The sequence below is a fragment of the Cellulomonas sp. PhB150 genome (genome assembly GCF_003755175.1).
Taxonomy (GTDB): Bacteria; Actinomycetota; Actinomycetes; order Actinomycetales; family Cellulomonadaceae; genus Cellulomonas.
The window spans coordinates 516710-533337 of record NZ_RKHX01000003.1 but is presented as its reverse complement, the minus strand read 5'-3'; the positions used below and the strand labels follow the sequence as shown (position 1 = coordinate 533337).

14 protein-coding genes are annotated in these 16628 nt (G+C 69.5%); 6 read left to right on the top strand and 8 right to left on the bottom strand.

Annotation, left to right across the window (positions count from 1 at the left end; translation table 11 throughout):
- Positions 1-72: 72 nt before the first annotated feature.
- From EDF34_RS12780 to rpmH, 8 genes are all read right to left on the bottom strand, one after another.
- On the bottom strand, positions 73-1122 hold the full coding sequence (locus tag EDF34_RS12780) for a ParB/RepB/Spo0J family partition protein (RefSeq protein ID WP_123371844.1): 1050 nt from the start codon (positions 1120-1122) through the stop codon (positions 73-75).
- A complete protein-coding gene (locus tag EDF34_RS12775; protein WP_233575369.1) occupies positions 1119-2111 on the bottom strand; it encodes a ParA family protein in 993 nt (330 codons plus the stop codon). The genes EDF34_RS12780 and EDF34_RS12775 overlap by 4 nt, the downstream gene beginning before the upstream one ends.
- A 904-nt stretch (positions 2112-3015) precedes the next feature.
- Positions 3016-3582, bottom strand: coding sequence for a 16S rRNA (guanine(527)-N(7))-methyltransferase RsmG (gene rsmG / locus EDF34_RS12770; protein ID WP_233575381.1), 567 nt, complete (start codon positions 3580-3582; stop codon positions 3016-3018).
- Positions 3583-5380: 1798 nt separating this feature from the next.
- A complete protein-coding gene (locus EDF34_RS12765) occupies positions 5381-5890 on the bottom strand; it encodes a R3H domain-containing nucleic acid-binding protein (protein WP_123371841.1) in 510 nt (169 codons plus the stop codon).
- A 31-nt stretch (positions 5891-5921) separates the two neighbouring features.
- Complete coding sequence (gene yidC / locus EDF34_RS12760) at positions 5922-6998, bottom strand: membrane protein insertase YidC (protein ID WP_123371840.1); 1077 nt, start codon at positions 6996-6998, stop codon at positions 5922-5924.
- Positions 6999-7021: 23 nt separating this feature from the next.
- Complete coding sequence (yidD, locus tag EDF34_RS12755) at positions 7022-7300, bottom strand: membrane protein insertion efficiency factor YidD (RefSeq protein ID WP_370450068.1); 279 nt, start codon at positions 7298-7300, stop codon at positions 7022-7024.
- Positions 7301-7317: 17 nt separating this feature from the next.
- Positions 7318-7677, bottom strand: coding sequence for a ribonuclease P protein component (rnpA, locus tag EDF34_RS12750; protein WP_123371838.1), 360 nt, complete (start codon positions 7675-7677; stop codon positions 7318-7320).
- 11 nt (positions 7678-7688) lie between these two features.
- Positions 7689-7826: a 50S ribosomal protein L34 gene (gene rpmH / locus EDF34_RS12745; RefSeq protein WP_010849920.1), complete on the bottom strand. Its 138-nt coding sequence runs from the start codon at positions 7824-7826 to the stop codon at positions 7689-7691.
- 492 nt (positions 7827-8318) lie between these two features.
- Between rpmH and dnaA the strand changes: the two genes are divergently transcribed.
- The 6 genes from dnaA to gyrB all read left to right on the top strand — a co-directional run bounded on the left by dnaA (position 8319) and on the right by gyrB (position 16589).
- Complete coding sequence (gene dnaA, locus EDF34_RS12740; protein WP_123371837.1) at positions 8319-9752, top strand: chromosomal replication initiator protein DnaA; 1434 nt, start codon at positions 8319-8321, stop codon at positions 9750-9752.
- A 720-nt stretch (positions 9753-10472) separates the two neighbouring features.
- Complete coding sequence (gene dnaN, locus EDF34_RS12735; protein ID WP_123371836.1) at positions 10473-11603, top strand: DNA polymerase III subunit beta; 1131 nt, start codon at positions 10473-10475, stop codon at positions 11601-11603.
- A gap of 106 nt (positions 11604-11709) precedes the next feature.
- Positions 11710-12657 carry a phosphogluconate dehydrogenase (NAD(+)-dependent, decarboxylating) gene (gene gnd, locus EDF34_RS12730; protein WP_123371835.1) on the top strand — a complete coding sequence of 316 codons (948 nt, stop codon included), beginning with the start codon at positions 11710-11712 and terminating at the stop codon, positions 12655-12657.
- Positions 12658-12664: 7 nt separating this feature from the next.
- On the top strand, positions 12665-13843 hold the full coding sequence (recF, locus tag EDF34_RS12725; RefSeq protein ID WP_123371834.1) for a DNA replication/repair protein RecF: 1179 nt from the start codon (positions 12665-12667) through the stop codon (positions 13841-13843).
- A complete protein-coding gene (locus EDF34_RS12720; RefSeq protein WP_123371833.1) occupies positions 13833-14393 on the top strand; it encodes a DUF721 domain-containing protein in 561 nt (186 codons plus the stop codon). The genes recF and EDF34_RS12720 overlap by 11 nt, the downstream gene beginning before the upstream one ends.
- A 183-nt stretch (positions 14394-14576) precedes the next feature.
- On the top strand, positions 14577-16589 hold the full coding sequence (gyrB, locus tag EDF34_RS12715) for a DNA topoisomerase (ATP-hydrolyzing) subunit B (protein WP_123371832.1): 2013 nt from the start codon (positions 14577-14579) through the stop codon (positions 16587-16589).
- The last annotated feature ends 39 nt before the right edge of the window (positions 16590-16628 follow it).

The window sequence follows — 16628 nt, the reverse complement described above, 5'->3', positions numbered from 1 at the left end:
TCTGGCGACCGGTACGTCCCGATTTGTCGGCTCTGACCTCACTGTCCTCGCGCACCGGTCCCGGCACCCGCGTCAGCCCTTGAGGAGGCCCGGGTCCTCAGGTGCGAGGCTGCCCAGGATCCGGTTGAGATCCTGGACGGACGCGAACTCGACCGTCAGTCGTCCGCGCGACTTGCCGAGGCTGACCTTCACCCGCGTCTCGAACTTGTCCGAGAGCCTCGAGGCGAGATCATCGAGAGCCTCGTTGCGGATGCCCGCCCGCGGCGCGGGACGCCGACGCGGAGCGTCGTCGGTGCCCATCGCGACGATCTCCTCGACCGCTCGGACGGACAGGCCCTCGGCGACGATGCGCTGAGCGAGCCGCTCGATGGCTGCTCCATCGTTCAGGCCGAGCAGCGCGCGGGCGTGACCCGCGCTCAGGACGCCGGCGGCAACCCGGCGCTGGACCAGCGGCGGCAGCTTCAGCAGCCGCAGCGTGTTCGAGATCTGCGGCCTCGACCGGTGGATCCGGCTCGCGAGCTGCTCGTGGGTGCAGCCGAAGTCGTCGAGCAGCTGCTGGTAGGCCGCGGCCTCCTCGAGCACGTTGAGCTGCGAGCGGTGGAGGTTCTCGAGCAGCGCGTCGCGCAGCAGGTCGCCGTCCTCGGTCTCCCGGACGATCGCCGGGATGGTGTCGAGGCCGGCCTCCTGCGTCGCGCGCCAGCGGCGCTCGCCCATGATCAGCTCGTAGCCGTCGGCGACCTGGCGGACGACGACCGGCTGCAGGACGCCGATCTCCTTGATCGAACCGACCAGCTCGGCGAGCGCATCCTCGTCGAAGACGGTGCGCGGCTGGCGCGGGTTGGGGCGGATCTCCCCGACCGGGAGCTCGGCGAAGCGCGCACCCGGCACGGGTAGCAGGTCGTGCTCGGAGGCCGCTGCGGGAGCGGCGGCAGGCGCTTCGGGAGCAGCGGTCTCGGCGACCTCGCTCTCCGACGATGTGGCTGCCGCAGCGCCATTGCTGCGCGGCTCACCGAAGAACAGGTCGGCCGGTCGGTCTCCGCCGGTCGGACGCTGGTCCCCCTCGGGTGCCGTCGGGATCAGCGCGCCGAGCCCTCGGCCCAGCCCACGTCGCTTCTCGCTCATCGTTCCTCCTGGCCGTCCTGCGTGGCGTCCTGTGAAGCGGTCGCGGCGGCAGCGCCGCGGTCCGCGAGCTCACGGGCAGCCTCGAGGTACGCGAGCGCACCCGAGGATCCCGCGTCGTACGTGATGACCGTCTGGCCGTAGCTCGGCGCTTCCGAGATCCTGACCGAGCGCGGCACGGTCGTCCGCAGGGTCCGCTCCGGGAAGTGCGTGCGCACCTCCTGCGCGACCTGCTGAGCGAGGTTCGTCCGTGCGTCGTACATGGTCAGCAGGATCGTCGAGACGTGCAGGCCCTGGTTCAGGTGCGCCTGGATCAGCTCGATCGTCTTGAGGAGCTGGCTGAGGCCCTCGAGCGCGTAGTACTCGCACTGGATGGGGATGAGCACCTCGCGTCCGACGACGAAGGCGTTGACCGTGAGCAACCCCAGGCTGGGCGGGCAGTCGACGAACACGTAGTCCAGTCGCGCCTGGCCGTTGGCCTCTCGCCAGTCGAGGTACGCGTCGAGCGCGACCCGGAGGCGAGTCTCGCGGGCCACCATCGAGACGAGCTCGATCTCCGCACCCGACAGGTCGATCGTCGCCGGCAGGCACCACAGGGTGGGGATGTCCGGGCAGACCTGCACCGCCTCGTGCATCGGCTTGCTCTCGACGAGGACCTCGTAGATCGACGGCGTTCCGGCACGGTGCTCGATGCCCAGGGCGGTCGACGCGTTGCCCTGCGGGTCGTTGTCCAGCACGAGGACGTTGAGTCCGGACTGCGCGAGGGCGGCCGCGAGGTTGACGGTCGTGGTGGTCTTGCCGACGCCGCCCTTCTGGTTCGCGACGGTGATCACGCGCGTCTCGGGCGGGCTAGGGAATCGCCGGCCGCGGAGCTCGATGCGTCGCTGGGCATCCTGCTTGAGCTCCGCCATCAGCGGCGTGTCATCGCTCACCGACGGCAGGCTCTCGACGAGTGCGGCACGGCGGCGCTCGTCGGGATCGGTCTCATTCACGAGGGCGTGGGCTCCGTCAGGCTGGTTCGTCCGGGGTGGCAACGGTGTTGCCGCGCTCACTGTTTCACGTGAAACGACGTCGGCGGAACTCGTCTCGGGCGCCGGCCCCCGACCGTGCTCGATCGGGTTCCGTGACCCGGGAACCTCGCGATCGTTCGTCCCCTCGCCCACAGCACCCGCGAGCGACACTGTTGCATTTCCACCGTCGTCCCCCGCGTGCGGAGGAACGGTATGAGGGCGGCTCTCCGAGCCGTCCTCGCCCGCCTCGCTGACCCCGCTGAGGCTGCCGGTGTCCGATGACGCGCGCCCCTCTGTTTCACGTGAAACTGGATCGTCGTCGCGAGCATCCCGCAGCGGCGAGCGGTAGGGCTCCGTCCCGCCGGTGTTCGCGTCCTCGACGCCTCGCCCATCGAGGCGGCCGGGAGCTGTTTCACGTGAAACCACCTCCCCATCGCGTGCATCCTCATGCAGGGCGTGGACGGAAGGCGCTGACCTGGCTTCATCGCCGACCGTGCGGGCGGCTCGCTCCTCCACCTTGCGCGTCGTTTCACGTGAAACACGCTCGTGCTCGATCACACCGTCCTGCGCTGGGTGGACCGAGCCGCCAGCAACGGACACGTCATCGCCGCGATCTGGTCCGACGGACTTCTCGGGCCCAGAAGCTGTTGGCGGAAGGGACAACTCGGGAGCCGCGTCCGGTGAGTAGATCGTCGGTTCGACTGACGACACGGCGTCGGGCGCCTGAGCGGCCGACGAGGTTGAGCCTGCTGGCGGGGACCAGGTGCCCGGCTGTGCCGCCGTGGCATCACGGTTCGCCGACGTGGCGGTCTGCGTGCTCGAGGGCTCGGCCTGCGACTCAACGGGCGCTCCCGTCGTGGTCGACGCTTCGCCACCACGCTTCTTCCTACCGAACACGCCGGACGTCCTCTCGGACGACGCGGACGACGCGCGTGATCTCGACGCCGTCCAGTGTCGAAGCCATCAGCACCTCAGCGGGACCTGCGCCGAGCCGGCGGCCGACGTCCCCGGCAGCGTCGACCTCCTCCTGGGCCTTCTCGCCCTTGAGGGCCAGCAGGGCCCCGCCGCGACCGAGCAACGGCAGCGCCCAGCGGTAGAGCTTGTCCAGGGATGCGACCGCGCGAGACGTCACGGCGTCCGCCGTGAGGTCGCCGTGGACGTCCTGAGCGCGCCCACGCCGGACGACGACGTTGTCGAGGTGCAGGCGGTCGGCGACCTCGGTGAGCCAGTCCGTCCGACGCTCCATGGGCTCCAGCAGCACGACCTCGGTGTCAGGCAGCATCGCCGCCACCACGACCCCAGGCAGGCCCGCTCCGCTCCCCAGGTCGACGACCCTCCCGGACGTAGGCAGGTACGGCGTGACGGCCGCGGAGTTCAACAGGTGACGCGTCCACAGACGACCCACCTCACGCGGACCGATCAGGCCTCGAAGGACCCCGTCACTCACGAGCATGTCGCGGAATGCACTGACTGTCCCCCACGCGTCCCCGAAGTAGGCCGGCAGTCTCGGATCACCGTCGAGAGGGTCGATGTCGACCTGCTCGACGTTGCCGTTCTCTCCCACCTGCGCACACTCCCTGTTTCACGTGAAACGACGCGTCCAGAGCTTCCCCAGATCAGGAACGACCGGTCTCGGCCCGCGCGAACGCCCTACCGTATCGCGCCCTTCCCACCCTGATCGGGCCCTCCACAGACGCTGCCCAGACGTCCCCGGTTTGCCACCCCGACGCCGGGGGTGGCATCAAGGATTGGCACTCGCGCAGGGCCGAGGCCCTCGGAGAGCTCAGCCTCGCGAAGTACCCGGCCCTCGCGCACCCAACGAGCCGGCACGTCGACAAAGCGCCACATCGACGCGTGGGCATATCGGCCCAGCGGCAGCCGACTCATCGAACGCGCGAAGCCTTCCGGGACCCGGCCCTTGGCAGGGAGCGGTGAGCTGAGTGAGCAACGTGCCGCGGGTCCCGCGGCAGAACACGTGCCTGAGCAGTGGCGGATGTCATGTCTCGCGATCACCTCCTCCGCGCAGGACCTACGCCAGGGTCTGCCCGCCGAGACCGCCGATCCCGAGGAGCCAGGGAGTCGAGGACCACGGTTCATCCATCGACGCACCCGTGAATGAGGGAGCAGGTGGTACCCGTTGGTGTCTCGGAAACTGCACGTCGGCAAAACCCATCCCGCTGTCCTCGTCCACGTCGAAGGAGCTCACCGGCGTACGCGCAAGCGCCCACAGGGCATCCTCGCCAGTCATCCGTGGAGCACCCATCCGGGCCACCCGCCCTCCCCTCCCGCCACGGCCCCAGCTCCACCCTCGCCTGTCGCCGCACCAGCGCCTGCGTTCCCCGCTCGAGAGTCATCCGTGGCCTACGCGCCCGAGTCACCGGCCCGCCAGGCTTCCCCCCGCCAGGGTCCGAGCTACCCGCTCGCCCATCGCGCCGCCAACGCCTACGTTCTCCGCTCGAGCGCCACCGTGGCCTACCCGCCCGGATCACCGGCGGTCCAGCCCACGCCGACACCACAGCCCGGGCTGCTTCCCACTCGCCCGGGCTGCCACCGCTCCAGCGCCTCGGGCCCCCGTTCGCTCATCCCCGTGGACGCGTGTCGCTCATCGCCGGCTCGCCAAGATTCCATGGCGTCAGGACGTGAGTGCTACCCGGTGATCCGTTTCCCTCGGATGTCAGCCACCCGGGTCCCGCCCCACCGACTCTCACCGCCGCTCGGTGCCAACTGCAAGTGATTCGCTCCGCGCGGTCCGGACCTCACATGTTTCACGTGAAACGGCGCCACCTCTGCCGCGGTGACGACACCTCAAGCGGGCACCTGCCGGCGAGGCACGCTCGGCAAGGACCTCACTGCGGACGGCGAGCCGCACACGGATCGGCACCGTCGAGTGCACCAAGCCATGCGGAGCGCGCAGACCACGGTCCCGCCAGGGCATGCGTGCCTGATCCGCCACGACGCTAGACCGCCGCATGACCAGTGTCGGTAGCGCTGGCCCGCGCGTACCGGCATCGCCGTCCCCTCAGCGCCGTCACCTCCGGAGGGGTCGATCTCCCTGACGCAGCCACGCGACGACCCGGGACAATCCTGGGCCGAGTCGAGCACGCGCCGGTCTGTGTTTCACGTGAAACACGTGCCCGACGCCCCCGTTGAGGCAGTGCACCGGAACAATAAGGACGACGAGCAAGCCGGGTACGAAAGAGCGGGGCGACGGGCCGTAGCCCATCGCCCCGCTCGAGGACAGCACCTACCCGTCAGGCGGGCCGGATCACCACGTGCCGGTTCGGCTCGACGCCGTCGGAGTCGCTCGTCAGGCCGGCGGTCGCCACGGTGTCGTGGACGACCTTGCGCTCGAACGGGTTCATCGCTCCCAGCGCGACGGACGCACCCGACTCGCGCACGCGAGCGATCGCCTCCTCGGCGACAGTGACGAGCTCGGCGCGACGGCCCGCTCGGTAACCAGCGACATCGAGCATCAGCCGGCTGCGCTCACCAGTCTTGGTCTGCACGGCGAGGCGCGTGAGCTCCTGGAGTGCGTCGACGACCTCGCCGTCACGCCCGGCCAGCCGGCGCAGAGAGGTGTCCTTCGGGTCCTCCGAGAGGATCTCGAGGGCGGCCCGGCCGTGGTCGATGTCGATGTCGATGTCTCCGTCGAGGTCCGCGATGTCGAGGAGCTCCTCGAGGTAGTCGGCGGCGATCTCGCCCTCCTCTTCGAGGCGCGAGGTCGTCGGCTCAGCGGGGGCGTCGGGCAAGGGTGACGTCATGGTGGTCTCCGATCAACGAGCGCTGAGCGCTCTACTTCTTCGGCTTCGGCGTGGACTTCCCCGTGCTGCTCCCGGATGCCGGCGGCGTGCTGTCCGCGGGCGGGTCGGGAACGACGGCAGGTGTGGTGGGCTCGGCGAGAGGACGCGGCTTGGCGCGGTCCTTGCGCTTCGGCTGCGTGCGCTGCCCGCGCGGCTTCTCCTCGATGACCTCGACGGGGGCGCTCTCCTCGAGAGCTCCTCCGCCGCGGTGCGCAGCCTTGCGTGCCTTGCGCTCGAGGGCCGCCTTCTCCGCTGCGGAGCCGGGCGCGGGCATGCGTCGGATCGTGTAGAACTGCTGCCCCATCGACCAGAGGTTGGTCGTGGTCCAGTAGATGAGGACACCGATCGGGAAGTTGACGCCCGAGAACGCGAAGATCAGCGGCAGGACGTACAGCAGGACCTTCTGCTGCTGCGCCATGGGCCCCTCGAGGGCGGACGGCGGCATGTTCTTCATGGTCAGCTGGCGCTGCGTGAGGAACGTCGTCGCCGACATCGCGATGATGAGCACGGCGCTGACGATCTGGATGTGGACGTTTCCGTCCGCCCGCATGAACGTGCCCGACAGCGGCGCACCGAAGATCGACGCATTCTCCGCGGAGCTGGCGAGCTCCTGGGTCATCGGGCCAATGTGGTCCTGGTCGCCCCGGTAGATGCCGTCGGCGATCGCCGGCAGCGAGTTCAGCACCCGGAAGAGCGCGAAGAAGATGGGGGACTGCAGCAGGATCGGCAGGCACGACGCGAACGGGTTCGTCCCGTGCTTGCGGTAGAGCGCCATCGTCTCGCGGCTCATCGCCTCGCGGGAGGCGGGGTCAGTCTTGCCCTTGTACTTCTTCTGGATCGCCTTCATCTCCGGCGCCAAGAGCTGCATCCCGCGGGAGGCCTTGATCTGCTTGAAGAAGAGCGGGATCAGCAGGATGCGGATGACGATCACGAGGCCGACGATGGACAGCGTCCAGGCCGCGCCGCCGTCGGGGTCGAGACCGATGCCGGTCCAGACCTTGTGCCACATGACCATGATCCAGGCGACCACGACCATGATCGGGTGAAGCAGGCTATCGAACCAGCCCATGAGCAAAGCTCCTCAGTCGGGTGTCAGTGCGTGGGCTGAGCCACAGAAGCAGGGTGGTGCACGTGATGTCCTGCACGCGCAGGTGGAACGTCGTCGATACCCCCGGGGTTCCAGGGGTGGCACCGCAGCAGGCGGCGGGCCGCGAGCCAGGTGCCGTACGCAGCGCCATGACGCCGGACGGCGATCACCGCGTACTGCGAGCACGACGGGTAGAACCGGCAGGTCGGCGGACGCATCGGCGAGATGAACCGCTGGTAGCCGCGAAGCAGGAGCAGCAGGGCCAGCGCCGGCAGACGCAGCACGAACCGGAGAACGCCCACTAGCCGGCGCTCCGAGCCAGGCGGCGCTGCGCGGTTGCCAGGGCACCGTCCAGGTCGGCTTCGAGCGACCCGTAGGACGCCGCCGCGGATGCGGGCAGTGCGCGGACCACGAGGGACGCCGACGCCGGCACGACAGCGAGCCGTGCGTGCACCAGTGCCCGCAGCCGCCGCTTGACGAGATTGCGCGTCACGGCGTTGCCGACACCCTTGGACACGACGAAACCGACCACCGGGCCAGGCCCGGGGTCGGTCCGTTGCGTCAGGTGCACCACCACCGTGTCGCGTCCGCCACGCGCACCGCGGCGCACCGCCTGCTCGAAATCGGCAGGACGGCGCATCCGGTGCGCGGCAGGCAGCACCGACGCTGGTGTCAGGCCGAGAGCTCCGCGCGGCCCTTACGGCGACGCGCGGCGAGGATCGCGCGACCAGCGCGGGTGCGCATACGCAGACGGAAGCCGTGCGTCTTGGCGCGGCGCCGGTTGTTCGGCTGGAACGTGCGCTTGCTCACGAGGTATCTCCTACTGCTCCATCGGGATGCCGCGCGTATGCGCGCGACCAGGTCTGACTGCCGAGTTCGACCACTCCACGAGCACGTACGAGTACATGTTGGCGTCTGGGCGCGCCGGAAGGAGCCATCGGAAGGCTTCACCACGGTACGCCGCCGTCCAGAGGCGGTCAAATGCCGAGCCGCCGGACAGTACGGGATGTCGGTCACAGCCCGTCGCAACGACACGCCCGATCGAGGTGTACCTCACCCGCTCGGGCCCTCCCCTGGACCAGGAGGCACCACTAGCATCGTGCCACGCCGCGCGCCGCCCACAGCTGTGGATCGTCGCCGTCCGAAGCGTGTCGAGCAGTACACGCCGACCAGCCTCAGCACGCATTCTCGTCGGCCACGCAGCCGTTCTCCGCTCCGCTCACAGGTGTGGACAACTGTGTGGACAACCCGAGCCGTGCGAGACTCGTCGCTCCACGCGATCAAGACAACCCGAGGTAGGACGTGCCGCAGGACGAAGAGCTGACCCGGGTCTGGGGACACGTCGTGACGACCCTCGAGGCCAGCCCCGACATCACGCCGCGACAGCTGGCGTTCGTCCGGCTGGCCAAGCCGCTCGGCCTCCTCGACGGGACCCTCCTGCTCGCCGTCGGCAACGACCTGACCAAGGACTACCTCGAGTCGCGCGTGCGGCCGGAGGTCAGCGACGCCCTGAGCACCGCACTCGGCCGGGACGCGCGGTTCGCGATCACCGTGGATCCCGACCTGGCCGACGACGCCCCTCCGACGCTGCGAGTGGTCCAGCAGACGGAAGCGGTCGTCGAGGAGGCCCAGGAGCCCCCGCGTTCCCAGGCCGTCAGCGACCGGGCGAGCACCGGTGGTGGCCGCCGGCAGCAGGCCGAGCCCGCGCGGCTCAACCCGAAGTACCTGTTCGAGACGTTCGTCATCGGCTCGTCCAACCGGTTCGCGCACGCCGCGGCGGTCGCCGTGGCCGAGGCGCCGGCGAAGGCGTACAACCCGCTGTTCATCTACGGCGATTCGGGCCTGGGCAAGACGCACCTGCTGCACGCCATCGGCCACTACGCGCAGAACCTCTACCCGAGCGTGCGCGTGCGCTACGTGAACTCGGAGGAGTTCACCAACGACTTCATCAACTCGATCTCCGAGGGCAAGGCCGGCGCCTTCCAGCGCCGCTACCGCGAGGTCGACGTGCTCCTCATCGACGACATCCAGTTCCTGCAGGGCAAGGAACAGACGATGGAGGAGTTCTTCCACACCTTCAACACGCTGCACAACGCGAACAAGCAGGTCGTGATCACCTCCGACCTGCCGCCCAAGCAGCTGAACGGCTTCGAGGACCGGATGCGCTCCCGCTTCGAGTGGGGCCTCATCACGGACGTCCAGCCCCCCGACCTCGAGACGCGCATCGCGATCCTGCGGAAGAAGGCCGCGAGCGAGCGCCTCGAGGCGCCGCCGGACGTCCTGGAGTACATCGCCTCGAAGATCTCGACCAACATCCGCGAGCTCGAGGGCGCCCTCATCCGCGTCACGGCGTTCGCGAACCTCAACCGGCAGCAGGTCGACCTGTCGCTCGCGGAGATCGTTCTCAAGGACCTCATCACCGACGACGAGACCGCGGAGATCACCGCCACGCAGATCATCGGCCAGACCGCCGCCTACTTCGGGCTGTCCATCGACGACCTGTGCGGATCCAGCCGCTCCCGCGTCCTCGTCACCGCCCGGCAGATCGCGATGTACCTGTGCCGCGAGCTGACGGACCTCTCGCTGCCCAAGATCGGGCAGGCGTTCGGCGGCCGGGACCACACCACCGTCATGCACGCGAACCGCAAGATCCGCGAGCTGATGGCCGAGCGGCGCTCGATCTACAACCAGGTGACCGAGCTCACCAACCGGATCAAGCAGCAGAGCCGGGGCTGACTTTCCCCAGGTTTATCCACACCCTCGGACATCGACCTGGGGATGTTGTGAAAGTTGTCACCCGTTCGGGGGTGCACCTCACCGTGCACCGCCGTGACCTGCGCATCTACGCGAGATGTGACAAATCGCCCACGTCTGTGCGTCCGCCGTGCGCCGCGATGTCCGCGCTCACATCCTCGCCGCGGAACATTCATCCCCAACCTGAAAGAACCATGGGACGAATGTTCACACCTGTGCACAGCCCTGTGGACGACGGTGGACGACAGCCGATCCTGTGTGGACACGACGGGTACCGCCGGTGGACGGACAGTGGCGCCAGGACGGCCGTCCCCACTCGTCCACCGGAAGTCCGGATCGGGACACACGCCGTGTCCACACGTGAAACGTTTCGTGACCTGCACAGGGACCTGTCATCCACAGTTTCCACACCACCGATGACGACGACGACACTTCTCTGCTGTGCTTGATCCACACACCGCCGTTAGGCCGGCGGGTGGACGACGCAGGCCCAGCCCGGACGACGAACCACATTCGTCCCTCCGGCTGTACCGGCTGTCTGACCACTCGCGTAGTCTTCGCTTGACGTCGCCTGGCCACATCCATGTGATTCGCACCCCGCCTCCCGAGACGGGCGCGCAGGCAGCGTCGGGACAACGGGTCGGCGCCGACGAGCGGTTCCGACCAGCAGCACGACACATGTGCATGACGAGAGGTGAGTCGATGAGGTTCCGGGTCGAACGTGACGTTCTCGCAGACGCCGTCACGTGGACGGCTCGCAGCCTGCCGACACGTCCGCCGGTGCCTGTGCTCGCCGGTGTGCGCATCGAGGCGGACGCGGCCGGCTCCATCCAGCTCTCCAGTTTCGACTACGAGGTCTCGGCCCGCTCCCAGATCCCCGCGGACGTCAGCGAGTCCGGGACGGTCCTCGTCTCCGGCCGACTGCTCGCCGAGATCTCCCGTGCGCTGCCCGCCAAGCCCGTCGACGTGGTGCTCGAGGGCACCAAGGTGGTCGTCACGTGCGGCGCGAGCCGCTTCACGCTCCTGACGATGCCGGTCGAGGACTACCCGAACCTGCCCGCCATGCCCCCGGTGAGCGGAACCGTCGACGGCGAGGAGCTCACCCACGCCGTCGCGCAGGTGTCCGTCGCCGCGAGCCGGGACGACACCCTCCCCCTGCTGACCGGCGTGCGCGTCGAGATCGAGGGCGAGAAGGTCACGCTCCTGGCGACGGACCGCTACCGACTCGCTCTGCGTGAGCTCACGTGGAAGCCCACGAGCCCCGACATCTCGACGGTCGCCCTCGTGCGCGCTCGCACCCTGTCGGATGCCGCGAAGTCCCTCGGCGGGGCGGGCGAGGTCACGGTCGCGCTCTCCACGGGCGGCGGCGTGGACCTCATCGGCTTCGAGGCGGCCGGCCGGCACACCACGAGCCTCCTCGTCGACGGGGACTACCCTGCCGTGCGCCGGCTGTTCCCCGACGAGACCCCCATCCACGCCGTCGTCGGGACCCAGCAGCTCGCCGACGCCGCCAAGCGTGTCGCGCTCGTCGCGGAGCGGAACACCCCGATCCGCCTGTCGTTCACCGAGGGCCAGGTCGTCCTCGACGCCGGCCAGGGTGACGACGCGCAGGCGTCGGAGGCGCTCGAGTCGACGCTCGTCGGCGACGAGATCTCGGTCGCGTTCAACCCGCAGTTCCTGCTCGACGGCCTGGGCGCCCTCGACACCCCGTTCGTGCGCCTGTCGTTCACGCACCCCAACAAGCCCGTGGAGTTCACGGGCCAGGGTTCGCTCGAGGGCGACGACGAGAAGAACTACCGGTACCTGCTCGTGCCGATCCGGTTCGCGAGCTGATCCGGGCCCGTCTCGAACGACGCGGGTGCACGCACGCCCGCACGGGGGCACAGTGAGTCCTGCAGATGCGCCGCACCGGCGCACACGGAACGGAAGAGGCAACGGCATGCACATCGGTCTGGTCGGGCTGGGCAAGATGGGCGCCAACATGCGCGAGCGCATCCGTGCGGCCGGCATCGAGGTCACCGGGTACGACCGCAACCAGGACGTGAGCGACTCCACGAGCCTCGCCGACCTGGTCAGCAAGCTCCCCGAGGGCGAGCGTGTCATCTGGGTCATGGTGCCGTCCGGTGACATCACCGACGGCGTGATCCACGAGCTCGCGGACCTGCTGGCGCCGGGCGACGTCGTCATCGACGGTGGCAACTCGTACTACCAGGACGACCAGCCCCACGCGGACCTGCTGTCCGCCAAGGGCATCGGTTTCCTGGACGCGGGCGTCTCGGGCGGTGTCTGGGGTCTCAAGAACGGCTACGGCCTCATGGTCGGCGGCGAGGCGGACCTCGTCGAGAAGGTCCTGCCTGTCTTCGACGCACTGCGTCCCGAGGGTCCACGCGAGAACGGCTTCGTGCACGCGGGAGCGGTGGGCGCGGGGCACTTCGCCAAGATGGTGCACAACGGCATCGAGTACGGCCTCATGCAGGCCTACGCCGAGGGCTACGAGCTGCTCGCCGCGAAGGACCTGGTCACCGACGTGCACGGCACGATGCGGGCATGGACGAACGGCACGGTCGTGCGGTCCTGGCTCCTCGAGCTCCTCGTCGCCGCGCTCGAGCAGGACCCGGGTCTCGGCGCGATCGACGACTGGGTCGAGGACTCGGGCGAGGGCCGCTGGACGGTCGACGAGGCCATCGACCTCGCCGTCCCGGCGCCGGTCATCTCGGCCGCGCTCTTCGCGCGGTTCGCCAGCCGCCAGGGCGAGTCGCCGGCGATGAAGGCCGTCGCGGCGCTGCGCCAGCAGTTCGGCGGTCACGCGGTGAAGCCCGCCGGGACCACCGGTCCCGTCACGAGCACGACGCCTGCGGCGGGGGCCGCCGTGCCGCCGTCCGCCTGACCGCTCGATGTACGTCGCCCACCTCAACCTGACGGACTTCCGCTCCTACGCGCAGGTCGACCTCGCGCTGGATCCGGGGATCACCGCGCTGGTGGGTCCGAACGGTCAGGGCAAGACGAACCTCGTCGAGGCCATCGGGTACGCCGCGACGCTCGGCAGCCACCGCGTGCCGAGCGACGCGGCGCTCGTCCGGGCGGGCACCAGCCGGGCCGTCGTGCGTGCGCGGGTGATCCGTGAGCTAGACGCCGGAAACCCGCGGGCGACGCTCGTCGAGATCGAGGTCACGCCCGGCAAGGCCAACCGCGCGCGGGTCAACGGCGGGAACCCGGTGCGTGCGCGCGACGTGCTGGGCATCCTGCGCACCGTGCTGTTCGCCCCCGAGGACCTCGCGCTCGTCAAGGGCGACCCGGACGGCCGCCGTCGTTTCCTCGACGACCTGCTCGTGCAGCTCACGCCGAGGATCGCGTCGGTCATCCAGGACTACGACCGGGTGCTGCGTCAGCGGTCCGCGCTGCTGAAGTCCGCAGGTGCCGCGCGCCGCGGCGGGGGCTCGGACCTGCGCACGCTCGACGTGTGGGACGCGAAGCTCGCGCAGGTCGGCGCTCGCCTCGTCGTCGAGCGCCGGCGCCTGGTCGACACCCTCGCGCCGCACGTCGCGCGCGCGTACGAGCAGGTCAGCTCGGGGCAGGGCGCCGCGGTCGTGAGCTACAAGGCGTCCCTCGACGCCGCGTTGGAGGTCGAGGGATCCACCGACGACTCGGTCGAGCTCGTCGAAGCTCAGCTGCTCGAGGCCATGGGACGGTTGCGCGGCAAGGAGCTCGACCGGGGTGTGTGCCTCGTCGGGCCGCACCGCGACGACCTCGTCCTGACCCTGGGTGGCCTGCCGGCCAAGGGGTACGCGAGCCATGGGGAGTCGTGGTCGTTCGCTCTCGCCCTGCGCCTGGCGAGCTACACGGTCCTGTCCGACGGGGGCGACGCCGCGGACTGGGGGCCCGACGGCGAGCCGGTCCTGATCCTCGACGACGTGTTCGCCGAGCTGGACGTCCGCCGGCGCGAGCGCCTGGCCGAGCTCGTCGCCCCCGCACGCCAGGTGCTCATCACGGCGGCGGTGGCGGGCGACGTGCCCGAGCCGCTGAGCGGAGCGCGGGTGGACGTGATGGGCGGCGAGGTCGCTCGTGTCCTTTGAGGGCCTGCCTCCCGAGCGCCCCGCCGAGGGTGCGCCGCTGCGCACGATCGTCGAGCTCGTCCCCGAGCGCCAGGTCGCGGCCGCGGCGCTGAGTCGGGCGCGGGCCGCGGCCGCCAAGCGTGGCATCCGGCCCGGTGACCCGGTCCGCGCGCGGCGACCGCTCGAGACCCAGATGAGCGGCTCGGCTGCCGGTGGACGTGACCCGCTGACACTGTCCACCACGCTCGGTGCCGTCGTCGGCCAGTTCGGGTGGGCGGCCGGGGTGACCGGCGGGACCATGCAGGCGCGGTGGGCGCAGATCCTCGGTGAGCAGGTCGCCGAGCACTCGACCTACGTGTCCTTCGAGCGCGGGGTGCTCACGATGCGTGCCTCGTCGACCGCGTGGGCCACCAACCTCACGTGGAGCGTGCCGGCCATGCTGCGGAACTTCGCCGAGGAGCTGGGAGAGGGAGCGGTCGCCGAGATCGTCGTCCTGGGACCCGGCGGACCAGGCTTCGGCAGGGGTCCGAAGCGGGTCAAGGGCCGCGGTGAGCGGGACACGTTCGGATGATGTGAACGGACCGTCCACAAGTGCCCTCAACAGGGGGGTCTAGCACGTTCTGCCAGGTAGACTGACAAGGTCATTCCTGGCGCCCTGGTGCCCGGAAGTCCAGCGTCATGGAGTGATCCGCCATCCCACCGGCTCGGCGGCGCGCTCGATGGCGTGCGATCTCTTTGAGGAGTACCACCGCCCGTGGCAGAGCAGAGCACCCCGAAGCCTGACATCAACGGCGGTTACGACGCCAGCGCCATCACCGTCCTCGAGGGCCTCGAGGCGGTGCGCAAGCGTCCCGGCATGTACATCGGGTCGACCGGCGAGCGCGGCCTGCACCACCTGGTCTACGAGGTCGTCGACAACTCCGTCGACGAGGCCCTCGCCGGGTACTGCGACCACATCGAGGTGACGCTGCTGGACGACGGCGGAGTGCGTGTCGTCGACAACGGTCGCGGCATCCCCGTGGCGATCCACCCCACCGAGGGCAAGCCCACCGTCGAGGTCGTCATGACGATCCTGCACGCGGGCGGCAAGTTCGGCGGCGCCGGCTACGCGGTCTCGGGCGGACTGCACGGCGTCGGCATCTCGGTCGTCAACGCGCTGTCCAAGCGGGTCGAGACGATCGTCAAGCGCGACGGCTCCGTGTGGGAGATGGACTTCGAGGACGGCGGCAAGCCGGTCGGCGGGCTGCAGCAGCGCGAGGCGACCGAAGAGACCGGCACCCAGCAGACGTTCTGGGCCGACGACACGATCTTCGAGACCGTCCAGTACGACTTCGAGACGCTCCGCGCCCGGTTCCAGCAGATGGCGTTCCTCAACAAGGGCCTGCAGATCACGCTGACCGACGAGCGGAGTGCGCACCTCGGCACCGAGGACGAGGTCGCGGGCGACGAGGACCAGCCGGCGGCACGCGTCGTGACCTACAAGTACGACGACGGCCTGCTCGACTACGTCAAGCACCTCAACTCCGCCAAGAAGGTCGAGCTCGTCCACCCGAGCGTCATCGCGTTCGAGTCGGAGGACACCACGCTGCGGATCTCCGTCGAGATCGCCCTGCAGTGGACCAACGCCTACTCGGAGTCGGTGCACACCTACGCCAACACGATCTCCACGACCGAGGGTGGGACGCACGAGGAGGGCTTCCGTGCGGCCATGACGTCCCTGATCAACCGCTACGCGCGGGACAAGGGCATCCTCAAGGAGAAGGACGAGAACCTCACGGGCGACGACATCCGCGAGGGGCTGACCGCGGTCATCTCGGTCAAGCTCGGCGAGCCTCAGTTCGAGGGCCAGACCAAGACCAAGCTCGGCAACACCATCGCGAAGACGTTCGTCCAGAAGGTCGTCAACGACCAGCTCGGCGACTGGCTCGACTCGCACCCGAACGAGTCGCGCGACGTGATCCGCAAGTCGATCCAGGCGGCCGCGGCGCGCATGGCCGCCCGCAAGGCGCGCGAGGCGACCCGGCGCAAGGGCCTGCTCGAGTCGGGCGGCATGCCCGGCAAGCTCAAGGACTGCCAGTCGAACAACCCCGCCGAGTGCGAGGTGTTCATCGTCGAGGGTGACTCGGCCGGCGGCTCGGCCGTGCGGGGCCGCAACCCCAAGACGCAGGCGATCCTGCCGATCCGAGGCAAGATCCTCAACGTCGAGCGCGCCCGGCTGGACAAGGCCCTGGGCAACCAGGAGGTCCAGGCGCTGATCACCGCGTTCGGCACCGGCATCGGCGAGGACTTCGACATCGCCAAGCTCCGGTACCACAAGATCGTCCTCATGGCGGATGCCGACGTCGACGGCCAGCACATCACGACGCTGCTGCTCACGCTGCTGTTCCGGTACATGCCGGACCTGATCACGCACGGCCATGTGTACCTCGCGCAGCCGCCGCTGTACCGGATCAAGTGGTCGAACGCGTCGCACGACTACGTGTACTCGGACCGTGAGCGGGACGCGGTGATCAAGGACGGCATCGCCGGAGGCAAGCGCCTGCCCAAGGAGAACGGCATCCAGCGCTACAAGGGTCTCGGCGAGATGGACTACCAGGAGCTGTGGGAGACCACGATGTCGCCCGAGCACCGCACCCTGCTGCAGATCACGCTCGACGAGGCCGCCGCGGCCGACGAGATCTTCTCGGTGCTCATGGGCGAGGACGTCGAGTCCCGCCGCTCGTTCATCCAGCGGAACGCGAAGGACGTGCGCTTCCTCGACATCTGAGGACGCATGACCCGAGTCCGTAGCGAACTCAAAGGAACC